The sequence below is a fragment of the Pseudomonas sp. NFACC41-3 genome (assembly GCF_900109505.1).
GTDB lineage: Bacteria > Pseudomonadota > Gammaproteobacteria > Pseudomonadales > Pseudomonadaceae > Aquipseudomonas > Aquipseudomonas chlororaphis.
Genome location: NZ_FOAE01000004.1, coordinates 19,697 through 33,622, shown reverse-complemented (window position 1 = coordinate 33,622; position 13,926 = coordinate 19,697). Strand labels below are relative to the sequence as shown.

Sequence of the window (13,926 nt, the reverse complement as noted above, 5' to 3'; positions counted from 1 at the left end):
TTGAAAAAGGCTTGTGAAAAGAGAGCGTTCAAGCCGCGTGTCGCGGTTTGCCGACCAAGGCGCAGGCGTCGGGGTGTTCGGCCAGGGACACGAAGCCCTGGCTCGGGCCATCCAGCGCGGCAATGGCGCCGCTGGCAATGTCATAGACCCAGCCATGCAGGTTCAGCCGGCCCTGTTCCAGGGCCAGGGCGACCGCGGGATGGGTCTTCAGGTTAGCCAACTGGGCGATCACGTTTTCCCGCACCAGGGCATCCAGGCGGGCTGCGTCCGAGGCATGGCTGCGGGCGGCATTGACCACCTTGGCCGACTCGGCATGGCGCAGCCAGTTGGCCACGGCCGGCAGATGGTCCAGGCATTTGCAGGTGGAGATGGCGGTCATGGCGCCGCAGTCCGAATGCCCGCAGATCACGATGTCGCTGACCCCGAGCACGGCCACCGCGTACTCCACGGTGGCTGACACACCGCCCGGTTCCGGCCCGTAGGAGGGCACGATATTGCCGGCGTTGCGGATCACGAACAGATCGCCCGGTTCCTGCTGGGTCAGCAGTTCCGGTACTACCCGGCTGTCGGAGCAGGTGACGAACAGGGTGCCGGGGTTCTGGGTGGTGGCCAGTTGCTTGAACAGCTCGCTGCGTTTCGGAAAGGCTTCGCGCTGGAACTTGAGAAAGCCGTCGATGATGTGCTGCATGGTGGTTCTCCTTGCATCGCTGATGGCGCAAGGATGGAAAATTTCAGCTATAGCGTCCAAGACCGGCTTGTTATGCTGGCCATAAGTACTGCCTATAGTTGGCGGTCCTGGCCTGGAGACACCATGCTGCTACGTCATATCCGTTACCTGCTGGCCGTCGCCGAGCACGGCAACTTCACCCGCGCCGCCGAAGCCTTGCACGTGTCCCAGCCGACGCTGTCGCAACAGATCAGGCAACTGGAGGACAGCCTCGGCGCGCCGCTGTTCGACCGCTCGGGGCGCACCGTGCGCCTGACCGACGCCGGCGAGGCCTATGTGCGTTATGCGCGGCTGGCCCTGCAGGACCTGGAGGCGGCCAGGCGCGCCATGCATGACGTGCAGGATCTGCGGCGCGGCTCGTTGCGCCTGGGCATGACCCCGACCTTCATCACTTACCTGGCGGGGCCGCTGCTGACCCGTTTCAACCAGCGGTATCCGGGGATCGCCCTGAGCCTCGAAGAGATGACCCAGGACCGACTGGAAGCGGCCCTGGCCGAAGACCGCCTGGACCTGGGCATTGCCTTTGCCGGGCAGCACCTGCCGGACATCGACAGCCAGCTGTTGTTCGAGGAGAGCCTGAGCCTGATGGTCAGCCGCGAGCAGCAGCCCGAGCTACCGCGGGAACTGACGGCGGCTGCGCTTGCGCGGCAGCCGCTGGTGCTGCTCAGCGGCGATTTCGCCACCCGCCAGCATATCGACCGTTATTGCCGCGAGCAGGGCATGACGCAGCGCATCGCCATCGAAGCCAACTCCATCGGCGCTATTGTCGAAATCGTCCGCCGTGGGCAACTGGCGACCATCCTGCCGCTGGCCATTACCCAGGAGCAGCCGGGCTTGAGGCCGGTGATCCTGCAACCGCCCCTGGCGCCCCGCAGCGTGGCGCTGCTGGGGCGCAAGGGCGCCTATCGCAGCGCCGCGTGCCAGGCTTTTCGCGAGCTGCTGACGGCTGCTTGTCGCGAGCGGCTGACAGCTCAGGGCGTGGGCGCCGCCAGCCACTGATTGACCACGCCGCTGTAGAAACCGGTGGCCTTGCTCAGGTGCAGCCACTGGTCGACGTAGCTTTTCCAGGCGACGTCGTCCCGTGGCAACAGGAAGGCTTTTTCACTGTATTGCAGGTACTGCTCGGGGTTCACCGCGCACAGCCCCGGCTTGAGTTTCTGCTGGAAGCGCGCTTCGGAAGCGTCGGTGATCATCACGTCGGCCTTGTTCTCCAGCAGTTGCTCGAAGATGGTCACGTTGTCGGCGAACAGGGTCAGGCTGGCCTTGGGCAGGTGGGCCCGGGCGAAGACTTCGTTGGTGCCTCCCGGCGGTTCGATCAGGCGCACCGAAGGCTGGTTGATCTGCTCGACGGTCTGGTAGCGCTGCTTGTCGGCGCAACGTACCAGGGGGATTTTCCCGTCGACGCCCAGGGTGTCGCTGAAGAAGGCTTTCTTCTGTCGCTCCAGGGACACGGAAATACCGCCCACGGCGATGTCGCACTGGTTTGCCAGGAAGTCCGGCATCAGGGTTTTCCAGGTGGTCTTCACCCACTTCACCTCGACCCCCAGGCTTTGCGCCAGGGACTGCGCCATCGAAATATCGATGCCTTCGTAGGCACCGTCTGTGCGCAGGTAGGTGTAGGGCTTGTAGTCGCCGGTGGTGCAGACGTTCAGGTGGCCGCGTTCGATGACCTGGTCCAGGTGCGAGGTGCTTGGCGCGGCAAAGGCCGGGGCGCTGAGGGTCAGCAGCGAGCAGAGCAGAAGGCGTGCTTTCATGCGGTCGATCCTTGATGACGAGGGAGTGGCCGAGGGCGGCTCATTATTTGCGCCGGGCTCGAACGGGGCAAGGCGCATCGCTTGCCAGGGCGCTGCGGATTGTTTTCGCCGAAAAAGTTTTGGCAAAGGGCCATGCCAACTATTTGTTGGCTTCTTTTTCACGAAACGTTGATGGTCGGCTACCTAAAGTTCGTGCTGTCGTGGGCAGTCATTGAATAACGGGCATGTTGACGACGCACTTCTTTCAAGGAACACGCCGATCATCATGCTGAACATCAAGCCCCTGCGTCCCGAATGGGTGACGTTGATTGCCTGCGCCTTTTTATTGCTTGGCTGCAACTTTGTGCTCTGGCAGCACCTGTTTAGCATTACCGCCTCGGACGCCCGTGGTATCGCCATGCGCGTGGCTTTCGGGGTGATGATCTTCTGTGCCTTCAACCTTATCCTGACTTGGCTGGCATTTCGCCGGGTACTTAAGCCGGTGCTGGTTTTATTGTTTATGGTCAGTGCCGGCGTGGCTTATTTCATGAGCCAGTACGGAGTGCTGATAGATGCCGGAATGTTTCGCAACTTTGCCGAAACCAATGCAACGGAAGTGCGTGACTTACTTTCCCTGAAGTTGCTTGTTTATATTCTGTTGCTGGGTGTATTGCCTTCCTGGTTATTGTGGAAAACCCCGATCAATTATCGTCGCTGGCACCGCGAGTTATTGAGCAAGTTGCTGGTTTCCGTTATGTGCGCGGCGGCCATTGGCGGGGTCGCCCTGGCCAACTATCAGGGGCTGGCCTCGTTGTTTCGCAATCACCATGAATTGCGCCTGATGATAGTGCCGAGCAACTACGTGGGCGCTTCCTTCGGTTATCTGCGTGAACAAGCGGTCTCGGCGCGCCAGCCCTTCGTCACGATCGGTGAAGATGCCCAGCGCAATCCGACCTGGCAAAACCACGTGCGCAAGTCGCTGACGGTGCTGGTGGTCGGCGAAAGTGCCCGGGCCGAGAACTTCGGCGTGCTGGGCTACGAGCGCGACACCACGCCGAAACTCAGCCAGGAAAACGGCCTGATCGCCTTTACCGATGTGTCGTCCTGCGGCACCGAGACCGCGGTCTCGGTGCCCTGCATGTTCTCCAACATGGGGCGCAAGAACTACGACGCCAGCAAGGCGAAGAACGAGGAAGGGCTGCTGGATGTGCTCAAGCGCGCCGGGCTCGAGGTGATCTGGCGGGACAACCAGTCCGGATGCAAGGGCACCTGCGACCGGGTGACCCTCGATGACGTCAGCAAACTCAAGGACCCGGCGCTCTGTGCCAACAGCGAATGCCGCGACGAGATCCTGCTCCAGGGCCTGCAGCACTTCATCGATACCCTGGACAAGGACACCGTGCTGGTCCTGCACCAGATGGGTAGCCACGGGCCGGAATACTTCAAGCGCTACCCCAAGCAATACGAGCGCTTCACCCCGGTGTGCCAGAGCAACGCCCTGAACAATTGCAGCCGCGAGAGCATCGTCAACGGCTACGACAATACGCTGCTGTACACCGACCACGTGCTGGCGACCCTGATCGACCTGTTGCGCAGCAACCAGGACAAGGTCGATACCGCCATGCTCTACCTGTCGGACCACGGCGAGTCCCTGGGCGAATACAACCTGTTCCTGCATGGCACGCCCTACATGCTCGCGCCGTCGCAGCAGAAACACGTGGCGATGCTGGCCTGGTTCTCGGACAGCTATCAGAAGGCGTTCTCGGTGGACACCCATTGCCTGCAACTGAGCCGGGAAAAACCGCTGAGCCAGGACAACCTGTTCCACTCGATGCTCGGTCTGCTGGAGGTCGACAGCCGGGTCTACCAGCCCGACCTGGATCTGTTCGCCGGCTGCCGGGGCAGCGTGGTCGACGGCGTGCTGGCGCGGCAATGAAGCCGTGATCGGCGTTCGACCTTTTTTTCACGATCGGGGCGGTAACCTGTTTTTCATCCAAGACTTACAAGAGCCAGCAGATCCATGTCCGCGCACCCTCCATCCCCCCTCGAGCTCGAGTTCGCCAGGCGTTATGACCAGGCGCACGCGCGCGTCTGTGGCGACGAGCGCCCGCTCGGGCTGGGGCGGCGCCTGTCGTTGTGGCGCGACGAGTGGCTGGTTCGCCGCGCGTTGAAGGTGGCGGGCGAGCCGGGGCTGATTCTCGATCTTGCGTGCGGCGCGGGGCGTTTCTGGCCGGTGCTGGGCGAGCACAGTAATCGGGTGATCCTGGCGGCGGACCCGTCCCAGGACATGCTCAACCACGCCCAGACCCACCACCCGGCGAGCCTGCTCAGGCGGGTCAGGACTTTCCAGAGTTCGTCGTTCAGCATCGGCCTGTCGGCCAACGCGGTGGACTGCATCGTCTGCCTGCAACTGTTCCCCCATGTCGCCAGCAGCGAGGCGCGCCTGGCGTTGCTGGGCGAATTCCATCGGGTCAGTCGCGACTCGGTGATCCTCGCGGTGCGCATCGACAGTCGCTTGAAAGTCATGCGCGACCGGCTGGAGGGCAACGACACCCTGCAATTGCAGCGTGCTCCACGCATGGACGTCAGCCGGGCGCGGGTCGAGGCCGAGTTCAAGGACGCGGGGTTCGAAGTGCTCAGCCACCAGGATTTCATTCCCGGCTGTGCCGCCTGGCGGGTTTACGTTCTGCGCAAACAGGGGTAGCCGACGGCGTTCGGACTATTCTTGTGGCCCGGGCGCCGATTTCGCGCAGGCTCTTGTCGAGTGAATGCTCAGAAATCGCCAAGGGCGATATATACTGCGCGCCATTCTTCAAGGGAGAGCCGTGTGGCCATCGATATTCACTGGATTCGCGACAACGATAGCCTCGGTCAATTCTGCACCGAGTGGCAGAAGCTGCCATTCGTCGCCCTCGACACCGAATTCATGCGGGTCGACACCTTCTATCCGATCGCCGGCCTGTTGCAGGTCGGCGATGGCCAGCGCGCTTACCTCATCGACCCCTTGACCATCGACGACTGGCAGCCGCTGGCGGCCTTGCTGGAGAACAGCGCGGTGGTCAAGGTGGTGCACGCCTGCAGCGAGGACCTCGAAGTCCTGCTGCGCCTGACCGGCAGCCTGCCGACACCGTTGTTCGACACGCAACTGGCGGCCGCCTACCTGAACCTGGGTTTCTCCATGGGCTACTCGCGGCTGGTCCAGGAAGTGCTGGGCATCGAGTTGCCCAAGGGCGAGACCCGCTCCGACTGGCTGCAGCGTCCGCTGTCGGAAACCCAGGTCAGCTACGCCGCCGAAGACGCCGTGCACCTGGCCGAGGTGTTCACCCGGCTGCGGCCGAAACTGTCCGAGGACAAATACAACTGGGTGCTGGAAGACGGCGCCGAGCTGGTGGCCAACCTGCGCCGCGAAGTCGATCCCTATGAGGTCTACCGCGAGGCCAAGCTGGCCTGGAAACTGTCCCGCGCGCAACTGGCGGTGCTGCGTGAACTCTGCGCCTGGCGCGAGCGTGAGGCACGGGCACGGGATCTGCCGCGCAACCGGATCGTGCGCGAGCACTCGCTGTGGCCGTTGGCCAAGAGCCAGCCGGACAACCTCGGCGCCCTGGCGAAAATCGAAGACATGCACCCGCGCACCGTGCGTCAGGACGGCGAGTTCCTGCTGGGCCTGATCAAGCGTGCCGCCAGCGTCGCTCCCGACCAGTGGCCGCCGGCCGTCCCCGAGCCGTTGCCGATGGAAGCCTCGCCCCTGCTCAAGCGCCTGCGCGCCGTGGGCCAGGCCGAAGCCGAGCGCCTGGGTATCGCCCCGGAACTGATGCTGCGCAAGAAAACCCTGGAAAGCCTGCTCAAGAGCGGCTTCCCCAACGGACCCTACCAATTGCCCGATTCGCTGCGTGGCTGGCGCCGCGAATTGATGGGCCAGGCGCTGCTCGACAGCCTGGCCACCGCCGGAGAACAGCCATGAAACGTATCTGCTCGATCTACAAAAGCCCGCGCAAGAACGAGATGTACCTCTACGTGCTCAAGAGCGATGCCCTGGAGCGCGTGCCGGAAAACCTGCTGGCGGCGTTCGGCAAGCCGCAGCATGCCTTCGACCTGGTGCTGAGCCCGGAGCGCAAACTGTCGCGCGAGGACATCCACCAGGTGCTGGAAAACCTTGAGAAGCAGGGTTACCACCTGCAGATGCCACCGGCCGAGGACGAGTACATCGAGCACTTGCCCGAAGAGCTGCTGCGCCGTAATGATCCGGTCTGACGGACACCTGTAGAGGCCCTGTCCGGGGCATCGTTGAAAATGGAACTGATTCTATCTGGCGGCTGCCGCGATCGATGGAGCGATACTCCGTCGGTGGCTGCCTGCACCGTTTTGTAAGGTTTGAACCATGCGCGTTCTGATTGCCGAACACGATCACGCTATTTATGCCCGTTTGTTGCGTCAGCTGGCACCTGACCTGGAAGTGCTCACCAGCGGCGATTCCGCCGAATTGTCGAAGCTGGCCGCGGACTGCCCGGTCTGGCTCGGCCAGCCGGACCTGCTGGCCACCCTGTTGCGCCAGGGCCACCAGCCGCAGTGGCTGCAATCGACCTGGGCCGGCATCACGCCGCTGCTCGCCGACGGCCTGCCACGCCATTACCGGCTGACCCGCGCCGTGGGGATCTTCGGCCAGGTCATGGCCGAATACGTGCTCACCTACATGCTCGGCCACGAGCGCGAAGTCCTCGCGCGCCTGGTCAGCCAGGTCGAGCGCAAGTGGGATAGCCGCACGGGCCAGAGCCTGGCCGGGCGCAAGGTGCTGATCGTCGGCGCGGGCGATATCGGCCAGAGCGTGGCACAGTTCCTGCTGCCATTCGGCGTCGAGCTGTACGGCATCGCCAGCGAAGCCCGGGAGCAGGCGCCGTTTATTGAAGTGGCGGCGTTGGCGGATCTGGGACGCCTGGTGGGCGAGGTGGATTATGTGGTCAATCTGCTGCCCAACACCCCGCACACCCATGACCTGTACGACGCGGCGCTGTTCAAGCGTTTCAAGCCGACCGGCCTGTTCATCAACGTCGGTCGCGGGGTCGCGGTGGTCGATGCGGACCTGGTGGAAGCCTTGAAGGAAGGGCATCTGGCGGGGGCGGTGATCGACGTCTGCCGTCAGGAACCGTTGCCGCAGCGCCATCCGTTCTGGACCGCCTGGGGCCTGCTGCTGACCGGCCACAGCTCGGCGCCGACCTCGCCGACCCTGATGGCGCAGTTGTTCATCGACAACCTGCGGGCCTATCAGGCCGACACGGCGTTGCGTGGCGAAGTGGATTTCACCCGCGGTTACTGAAGAAGTATCGCGGGCTCTGTAGCCGCTGCCGCAGGCTGCGATCGGCTCCGAAGGAGACGTGCTCTTGAGGGCCTCGGAAGGCCCTTCGGGCCTTATCGCAGCCTGCGGCAGCGGCTACAGGTTGCTGGTTTACAGGCTGAAATCGCCTTCGGCCGCGGTTTCGCTCAGCGGGCGACGCGGGCTTGGCTCTTCGCGGGCCTGCAGGTATTCGGCGAGGCTCGCCTTGTCGCCCAGCTTGCCGACGGCCACGGCGGCATGCAGGGCATAACCTTCTGGAATCTTCAGCTCCTTGCGGGTCAGCTCCTGGTCGAACCCGGCCATGCCGTGGGTGTGCCAGCCGCTGATGCTGGCTTGCAGCGCCAGGTGGCCCCAGGCCGAACCGGTGTCGAAGGTGTGCCACAGGGCTGGGGTTTCCTCGCTGGCGCCAGGCGCGGTGAAGGTGGTTTTCGAGATCACGATCACCAATGCCGAGGCGTGCTGCGCCCAGCCACGGTTGAACTCGTTGAGCAGGCCGAGGAAACGTTCCCAGTTCGGCGTGTCGCGGCGCGCATACAGGAAGCGCCACGGCTGCGAGTTGTAGGCCGACGGCGCCCAGCGCGCGGCTTCGAAGAAGCTCAGCAGGGTTTCCTCGGGAATGGCCTCGCCGGTGAAGGCGCGCGGCGACCAGCGCTCGGTGAACTGCGGGTGGATGGCGTACTCGGCAACGCGGGGATTGGCGCTCATGACAGAGATTCCTGGCTACGTTTGAGAATGAAAGGTGGATAAACCGGCGAGCGCAGTTGAACTGGGCAATGGGGTTTTTCCTGACCCTGGGCGATTCACCGGTGCGACGCGGTCGAGCGTTAGGAGCTGAACGAAAAGTGGCTGCGCGCTGGGCGCCTTCGGCGCTACGCAGGTCATGCTGCGTTAAAAATAGGCTCGGAATGCTCATGTAGGTCCCTACAGTCGAACGCGACCCCGACCGTTCCTCGCCTGTTTTTGCCTTGCCTGACCTTCGCTCGCCGACTTTTCGTACAGCTCCTTGGCACGCGGACATAGGGCTTTGCGACAGGCAAAGCTACTGCGCGGCATGCGGCCTGACAAGTAGTGCCTTACCGACAGTCGCCAGCGCTTGGCCCGCGGGGCCTTGGGCACTAGACTGGCGGCCTTTTCCCTGTCCGATACCGATTACCTGAGCCATGGCCGCCAAAGTTGAACCCTTCTGGATCCGCAAAACCCTCGAACAACTCGATCAGGAGGAGTGGGAGTCGTTGTGCGACGGTTGTGGCCTGTGCTGCCTGCAGAAGCTCGAGGATGAAGAAGACAACAGCGTCTACTACACCCGCATCGCCTGCAAACTGCTGGACCTGAAGACCTGCCAGTGCAGCGACTACGCCAACCGCCGCGCCTCGGTGCCGGACTGTATCCAGCTCACCCCGGGCAAGGCCGATGAGTTCAAATGGCTGCCGCCGACCTGCGGTTATCGCCTGGTCAGCGAGGGCAAGGATCTGCCGCTCTGGCACCATCTGGTGTGCGGTGACCGCGACGCGGTGCACCATGAGCGTATTTCCCAATCCGGGCGGATGCTCGCTGAAGGCAGCGTGGCCGAAGAGGACTGGGAAGATCATCTGATTTTCCGCGCCGGCTGAAGGTACGCCGCGCTCGCGTTCAAGGTTGTTTCACGAAGGAGTGTGTATGGCTGTGGGGGCAAGGCTGGCGCTGGCCGGTTGGCTGCTGGTGCTCAGTGCGCCGGGGTGGGCGGCGAAAAAAGTCGATCTGGATTACCACGTGCGCCTGTTGCCGCAGAGCGACCAGGCCGAGGTGCGCCTGACCCTGGCGGACGGCGCGGCGGTGCGCAGCCTGGATTTCGACCTGGGCACGCATGGCGATTACAGCGACTTCAAGGCCGACGGCCAATGGCAGTCCGGCGCGGCCAAGCCTCCCGCGGTACAGCGCGGCGTATGGCGCCCGGCCGGCGGCAAGGCCAGCCTGAGCTACCGGGTGCGCATCAGCCACAGCCTGAAGAAAGACAGTTTCGACAGCCGCATGACCCCGCATTGGGCCTTGTTGCGTGGCGATACGCTGGTGCCGGCGGCGAAGCTCGACCAGCAGGACGGCATCGAACTGGTGTCGCGCCTGGAATTCGAGTTGCCCGCGGGCTGGAAAAGCGTGGAAACCGCCTGGCCGCGGATCGGCAAGAACCGTTTCCGTATCGATAACCCCGCGCGCCTGTTCGACCGGCCCACCGGCTGGATGCTGGCCGGTGCCCTGGGCAGTCGTCGCACGCGGCTGGGGGAGACCGAAGTCACGGTGGCCTCGCCACAGGGGCAGGGCATGCGGCGCATGGATGTACTGACCCTGCTGACCTTCGTCTGGCCGCAGATCCAGGCGACCTTTCCCCGCCATCCAACCAAGTTGCTGATCGTCGGCGCGGCCGACCCGATGTGGCGCGGCAGCCTGGCCGGGCACGATTCGCTGTTCTTGCACAGCCGCCTGCCGCTGGTCAGCGAGAGCGGCACCAGCCCGCTGCTGCGCGAAGTGATCCAGGTCTTTGCCCGGATCAATGACAGCGAGCGCAGCGACTGGATCGGCGAGGGCCTGGCGGAGTACTACGCCATCGAATTGATGCGCCGCGCCGGCGGCATGAGCGACGAGCGTTACCAGGCCCTGGAAACTCGGTTGGCCAAGAGCGGCCACGGCGTCAACAGCCTGCGTGGCGAACAGGTGGACGCGCCGGTGGTGGCCAGGGCGGTGCTGCTGTTGCAGGAACTGGATCGGGAGATCCGCCTGAAGACCCGCAACAAGCGTTCGCTGGATGACGTGACCCGGGCGGTGATGCGTCTGGAGCGTGTCAGCACCAAAGAGTTCATCCAGCTCAGCGAGAGCGTGCTGGACGGCTCGTCGAAGGTGCTCGACAGCGATTTGTTGCGCTAGTGGAGTCGACCGCTTTGCGGTCATCGCGAGCGAGCTCGCTCCTACAGGTTTTGCGCAATCCCCTGTAGGAGCGAGCTTGCTCGCGATAGCGCCGGTTCATTCAACGCGGCGTTCGAGGCCGCCGATCAAACCCCGGCCTTGGGCGATTTCAACGAATCGTTGCCGGTTACGGTCGCGGTACGGGTGGCCGCCTCGGCATTGGCCTTGAGGGTTTTCAGCTCCGCGCCGGCACGCTCGATCTTCGCCCGTACGTTATTCATATCCTGGCGGCTCTTCTCCAGCAGGCTTTTCGCCGAGCTGTGGCCGGTGATGCCACGGGCCAGGGCGACCCCGCCGATGGCCACCTGGATCAGGCCGAACACACCGCCACGGCGCAGGCCCTTGCCGACCATGACCACGCCGCCGGCCAGCGAGCCGATGCGCTCCCAGCCTTGTACGTTCTGCTCCGCCGGGCTCTGGAAAGGGGTGGTTGCGATGGGTTCCAGTTGTTTGCTGTCGCTCATGATCTGTCTCCAGGAGGGATGGATATAAAGCTGACTGCGCTGGCGCGGCGCTTGTTCCATCGAATGTGCGGCGAACTTGAAGCAGTGCTCAGAACTTGGGGCCGGAGCGGGTGTTGTTGCCCTTGGCCAGGCGGTCGTAGAGCACCACGTTGACGGTGGCGGCGAGGTTCATGCAGCCGGTGGTCGGGATGTAGACCACGTCTTCGCACCAGTCGCGGATGTCCTTGTCCAGGGAGCCGTCTTCCGGGCCGAAGATGTACAGCGCGCGATCCGGGTGAGTGTATTCCGGCAGTGAGCGGGCGCCTTCCACCAGTTCCACCGCCACCGGCACGCAGCCCAGGGGCAGGATCTTCTTCAGGTCGTCGATACCGATCAGCGGGATGTCCTGGTGGACCTTCTTGGTGTCGGTGACGAAGTCGCGGGCCCGTTCATAGCGCTTGCCGGTGTAGAACACCGACGCGACGCCATAGCAACCGGCGGCGCGCATCACCGAACCGACGTTCTCCGGCGACTTGGGGTTATACAAACCAATGCAGCTGTACCTTTTGTTTGCCACGAGCGGGGTGCCTTCGAGAAAAATCGCGATTATACGGGGATTGTCGGCCGGCGGTTGGATCCGGCAAATGCATCGCGGGCAAGCGGCGCATCTGCAGGATCAGTATCTGCCGGTGCGCCGCTTGCCCGCGAGAGGCCGGTCCAGTTGGACCGGAGAGGACGAAGGTTACTCTTCGTCTTTCTTCATCAACCCCGCCAGCGCGGCGAAGGGGTTGTGGGTGGCCTTGGCGACTTTCGGCGTGCTCAGGGAGCCTTCGCCGAAGTACTGCTGGTCGGTGTAGCGCGAGTGTTCGTTGTCGTGGCAGTACAGGCACAGCAGTTCCCAGTTGGAACCGTCCTGTGGGTTGTTGTCGTGGTTGTGGTCGCGGTGGTGCACGGTCAGCTCGCTCAGGCGCTTGCCGGAGAACTCGCGGGCGCAGCGTCCACAGACGTGCGGGTACATCTTCAGGGCCTTGTCGCGGTAGCCCATCTCGCGGTCGCGCTGGGCGTCGGCGAGGATGCGGTCGAGCTTGGAAGTGTTGGTCGAACTCATGGGTTCACCTTTAGGCAAAGACTAATGACGGTAATGAGCCCAGTTTAGCTCAGGCCTTGAGCTTCTCGGCAATCCAGATGGTGTGGCGGGTGCCCTTGTTGCCGTGGGCGAAGACTTGCACTTCCTCGGCCTTGAAACCGGCCTTGCGCAGCTTGTCAGAGTATTGCTTGTCGGCGCTGGCCGACCACACGGCCAGCACGCCCTTGGGCCGCAGAGCCCGGGCGCAGGCTGCCAGCCCGGCGGTGGAGTACAGCCAGCTGTTGGCCTTCTGGGTCAGGCCTTCGGGGCCGTTGTCGACGTCGAGCATGATCGCGTCGAACCCCTGGGGTTCGGCCTGCAGCACCTTGGCCACGTCTTCCAGGCGGATCACCGTGCGCGGGTCGAGCAACGGCCGGCCGGATTTCTCCCCCAGCGGTCCGCGGTTCCATTCGACCACCCCCGGCACCAGCTCGGCGACCACCACTTCGGCGCCCTTGCCCAGGTGCTTGAGGGCCGAGGCGAGGGTGAAGCCCATGCCCAGGCCGCCGATCAGCACCCGCGAATTCGGCCGTCCGGCGACCTTGCGGCAGGGCATTTCCGCCAGGGCGTCTTCGGAGCCGTGCATGCGCGTGTTCATCAATTGCCCGCCGTCGCCGCCCTGGATCTTGATGACAAAATCCTCGCCGTATTCGAACAGGCACAAGGCACCGCCATTTTCGGGAATCGGGGTGGTGTCCAGCAGAACGAAACGTTTCATGAGGGTCTCAATGAGGAAGGCAAACCGCCCCGGTTGGGAGTAGCCTGAGGGCTGACAATAGCGATGGAGCCATTGATGAAGCGCACTATTCTAACGGTCATTGCCCGCGCAGCGCTCTTGCTAAGTGCGGCGCTCGCGATGAGCGCCGTGCACGCCGAGGAACTGCAGGCGGTGCCCGTGACTCCGGCCCCCGCCGCCGGCTCGCCCGGCACCGCGACCCCGACCCCTTATCCGCAGGTCACGCCCCCCAGCACCCCCAAGGCCACGGCCCATGGCGGTGCGCCATTGCTGCCGCCGATCGACATGCCCAAGCCGCCGAAGGACCAGACCTTGCCAGGGTTGCAGCAGAACGAAACGAAAACCAGGACCCCGGGTAGCTAGACCTGTTGCGACAGCAGTTGCCCGTCGGCCATGCGCAGGCGCCTGGACAGTGACACGGCGAGGGCGCGGATGATCTTGGCGGCGATCTTCGGCGCGTCGTTGAGCATTTTCTCCAGCGAGTCCTTGCCCAGGTTGAGCAACCGGCAATCGCTGGCGGCCACGCAACTGGCCGAACGCCGCTCGCCATCGAGCACCGCCATCTCACCAAAGGCCCGACCGCTGCGCAGGGTGGCGATGGTCACGCGCACGCCTTCGCTGTTGGTCTTCTGCACCGCCACCTGGCCGGAATGGATGATGCACATGAAGCTGCCGGCATCGCCTTCGCGGAAGATCTCCTGGCCCTGGGCGATGCTGCTGATGCTGAAGTAACCGGCGGCGGCATTGAAGTCGGCCGGCAAGAGCTGATCGAACAATCCGCAGTCCATCAGCCAGTCGCGGATTTCATTGTTCAACAAGGTAGGTTCTGGCATGTCGTCACGGTCTTTTTCTTGTGTCTGTTGCGGTTCCGGGCAGGTGCAGTATGGCCTGGGGCCGG

At 63.8% G+C, this 13,926-nt stretch carries 17 protein-coding genes; 9 read left to right on the top strand and 8 right to left on the bottom strand.

What is annotated here, in order from left to right; genetic code table 11:
- Positions 1–28 precede the first annotated feature (28 nt).
- On the bottom strand, positions 29–688 hold the full coding sequence (locus tag BMY68_RS18175; RefSeq protein WP_085530082.1) for a carbonic anhydrase: 660 nt from the start codon (positions 686–688) through the stop codon (positions 29–31).
- A 123-nt stretch (positions 689–811) separates the two neighbouring features.
- Between BMY68_RS18175 and cynR the strand changes: the two genes are divergently transcribed.
- Positions 812–1,726, top strand: coding sequence for a transcriptional regulator CynR (gene cynR / locus BMY68_RS18170; protein WP_085530083.1), 915 nt, complete (start codon positions 812–814; stop codon positions 1,724–1,726).
- Here the strand turns inward: cynR and BMY68_RS18165 are convergent.
- On the bottom strand, positions 1,699–2,481 hold the full coding sequence (locus BMY68_RS18165) for a transporter substrate-binding domain-containing protein (RefSeq protein WP_085530084.1): 783 nt from the start codon (positions 2,479–2,481) through the stop codon (positions 1,699–1,701). The genes cynR and BMY68_RS18165 overlap by 28 nt on opposite strands.
- A gap of 265 nt (positions 2,482–2,746) precedes the next feature.
- Between BMY68_RS18165 and BMY68_RS18160 the strand changes: the two genes are divergently transcribed.
- From BMY68_RS18160 to BMY68_RS18140, 5 genes are all read left to right on the top strand, one after another.
- Positions 2,747–4,396: a phosphoethanolamine transferase gene (locus BMY68_RS18160; RefSeq protein WP_085530085.1), complete on the top strand. Its 1,650-nt coding sequence runs from the start codon at positions 2,747–2,749 to the stop codon at positions 4,394–4,396.
- Positions 4,397–4,480: 84 nt separating this feature from the next.
- Positions 4,481–5,164: a class I SAM-dependent methyltransferase gene (locus BMY68_RS18155; RefSeq protein ID WP_009042612.1), complete on the top strand. Its 684-nt coding sequence runs from the start codon at positions 4,481–4,483 to the stop codon at positions 5,162–5,164.
- A 123-nt stretch (positions 5,165–5,287) separates the two neighbouring features.
- On the top strand, positions 5,288–6,421 hold the full coding sequence (gene rnd, locus BMY68_RS18150; protein ID WP_085530086.1) for a ribonuclease D: 1,134 nt from the start codon (positions 5,288–5,290) through the stop codon (positions 6,419–6,421).
- The gene (locus BMY68_RS18145; protein WP_007926915.1) at positions 6,418–6,711 is read left to right on the top strand and encodes a YcgL domain-containing protein; all 294 of its coding nucleotides are present in this window, start codon (positions 6,418–6,420) and stop codon (positions 6,709–6,711) included. Before rnd ends, BMY68_RS18145 begins: the two co-directional genes overlap by 4 nt.
- A gap of 127 nt (positions 6,712–6,838) precedes the next feature.
- Positions 6,839–7,771 carry a D-2-hydroxyacid dehydrogenase gene (locus BMY68_RS18140; protein WP_085530087.1) on the top strand — a complete coding sequence of 311 codons (933 nt, stop codon included), beginning with the start codon at positions 6,839–6,841 and terminating at the stop codon, positions 7,769–7,771.
- Between the two features lie 129 nt (positions 7,772–7,900).
- Here the strand turns inward: BMY68_RS18140 and BMY68_RS18135 are convergent, their stop codons facing one another.
- Positions 7,901–8,494, bottom strand: a complete 594-nt coding sequence (locus tag BMY68_RS18135; protein WP_007926913.1) for a nitroreductase family protein — start codon at positions 8,492–8,494, stop codon at positions 7,901–7,903.
- A 455-nt stretch (positions 8,495–8,949) separates the two neighbouring features.
- On the opposite strand from BMY68_RS18135, the gene BMY68_RS18130 reads away from it, so the two are divergent.
- Together BMY68_RS18130 and BMY68_RS18125 are read left to right on the top strand one after the other, a co-directional pair.
- Positions 8,950–9,399, top strand: a complete 450-nt coding sequence (locus BMY68_RS18130; protein ID WP_007926912.1) for a YcgN family cysteine cluster protein — start codon at positions 8,950–8,952, stop codon at positions 9,397–9,399.
- 46 nt (positions 9,400–9,445) lie between these two features.
- Entirely contained in the window at positions 9,446–10,684 is a 1,239-nt protein-coding gene (locus tag BMY68_RS18125; protein WP_085530088.1) for a hypothetical protein, read from the top strand.
- Positions 10,685–10,809: 125 nt separating this feature from the next.
- On the opposite strand, the gene BMY68_RS18120 is transcribed toward BMY68_RS18125, so the two are convergent.
- From BMY68_RS18120 to BMY68_RS18105, 4 genes are all read right to left on the bottom strand, one after another.
- Entirely contained in the window at positions 10,810–11,187 is a 378-nt protein-coding gene (locus BMY68_RS18120) for a YgaP family membrane protein (protein WP_007926910.1), read from the bottom strand.
- An 88-nt stretch (positions 11,188–11,275) separates the two neighbouring features.
- On the bottom strand, positions 11,276–11,743 hold the full coding sequence (locus BMY68_RS18115; RefSeq protein ID WP_007926908.1) for an RNA methyltransferase: 468 nt from the start codon (positions 11,741–11,743) through the stop codon (positions 11,276–11,278).
- 165 nt (positions 11,744–11,908) lie between these two features.
- A complete protein-coding gene (locus BMY68_RS18110) occupies positions 11,909–12,274 on the bottom strand; it encodes a YajD family HNH nuclease (protein ID WP_009042617.1) in 366 nt (121 codons plus the stop codon).
- Positions 12,275–12,323: 49 nt separating this feature from the next.
- Positions 12,324–13,010 (bottom strand): spermidine synthase, encoded by a 687-nt coding sequence (locus tag BMY68_RS18105; protein WP_085530089.1) that lies wholly within the window; start codon positions 13,008–13,010, stop codon positions 12,324–12,326.
- 75 nt (positions 13,011–13,085) lie between these two features.
- Between BMY68_RS18105 and BMY68_RS18100 the strand changes: the two genes are divergently transcribed.
- Positions 13,086–13,391: a hypothetical protein gene (locus tag BMY68_RS18100; RefSeq protein WP_009042619.1), complete on the top strand. Its 306-nt coding sequence runs from the start codon at positions 13,086–13,088 to the stop codon at positions 13,389–13,391.
- Here BMY68_RS18100 and BMY68_RS18095 read toward each other — a convergent pair.
- The gene (locus BMY68_RS18095) at positions 13,388–13,861 is read right to left on the bottom strand and encodes a cyclic nucleotide-binding domain-containing protein (RefSeq protein ID WP_007926904.1); all 474 of its coding nucleotides are present in this window, start codon (positions 13,859–13,861) and stop codon (positions 13,388–13,390) included. The genes BMY68_RS18100 and BMY68_RS18095 overlap by 4 nt on opposite strands.
- Between the last annotated feature and the right edge of the window lie 65 nt (positions 13,862–13,926).

Excerpts from the sequence above, each read along its gene's own strand:
- BMY68_RS18095 (WP_007926904.1), bottom strand. The coding sequence starts at position 13,861 with ATGCCAGAACCTACCTTGTTGAACAATGAAATCCGCGACTGGCTGATG.
- BMY68_RS18135 (WP_007926913.1), bottom strand. The coding sequence starts at position 8,494 with ATGAGCGCCAATCCCCGCGTTGCCGAGTACGCCATCCACCCGCAGTTC.
- BMY68_RS18160 (WP_085530085.1), top strand. The coding sequence starts at position 2,747 with ATGCTGAACATCAAGCCCCTGCGTCCCGAATGGGTGACGTTGATTGCC.
- BMY68_RS18125 (WP_085530088.1), top strand. The coding sequence starts at position 9,446 with ATGGCTGTGGGGGCAAGGCTGGCGCTGGCCGGTTGGCTGCTGGTGCTC.
- BMY68_RS18165 (WP_085530084.1), bottom strand. The coding sequence starts at position 2,481 with ATGAAAGCACGCCTTCTGCTCTGCTCGCTGCTGACCCTCAGCGCCCCG.
- cynR (WP_085530083.1), top strand. The coding sequence starts at position 812 with ATGCTGCTACGTCATATCCGTTACCTGCTGGCCGTCGCCGAGCACGGC.
- BMY68_RS18155 (WP_009042612.1), top strand. The coding sequence starts at position 4,481 with ATGTCCGCGCACCCTCCATCCCCCCTCGAGCTCGAGTTCGCCAGGCGT.
- BMY68_RS18130 (WP_007926912.1), top strand. The coding sequence starts at position 8,950 with ATGGCCGCCAAAGTTGAACCCTTCTGGATCCGCAAAACCCTCGAACAA.
- BMY68_RS18175 (WP_085530082.1), bottom strand. The coding sequence starts at position 688 with ATGCAGCACATCATCGACGGCTTTCTCAAGTTCCAGCGCGAAGCCTTT.
- BMY68_RS18110 (WP_009042617.1), bottom strand. The coding sequence starts at position 12,274 with ATGAGTTCGACCAACACTTCCAAGCTCGACCGCATCCTCGCCGACGCC.
- BMY68_RS18100 (WP_009042619.1), top strand. The coding sequence starts at position 13,086 with ATGAAGCGCACTATTCTAACGGTCATTGCCCGCGCAGCGCTCTTGCTA.
- BMY68_RS18145 (WP_007926915.1), top strand. The coding sequence starts at position 6,418 with ATGAAACGTATCTGCTCGATCTACAAAAGCCCGCGCAAGAACGAGATG.
- BMY68_RS18105 (WP_085530089.1), bottom strand. The coding sequence starts at position 13,010 with ATGAAACGTTTCGTTCTGCTGGACACCACCCCGATTCCCGAAAATGGC.
- BMY68_RS18140 (WP_085530087.1), top strand. The coding sequence starts at position 6,839 with ATGCGCGTTCTGATTGCCGAACACGATCACGCTATTTATGCCCGTTTG.
- BMY68_RS18120 (WP_007926910.1), bottom strand. The coding sequence starts at position 11,187 with ATGAGCGACAGCAAACAACTGGAACCCATCGCAACCACCCCTTTCCAG.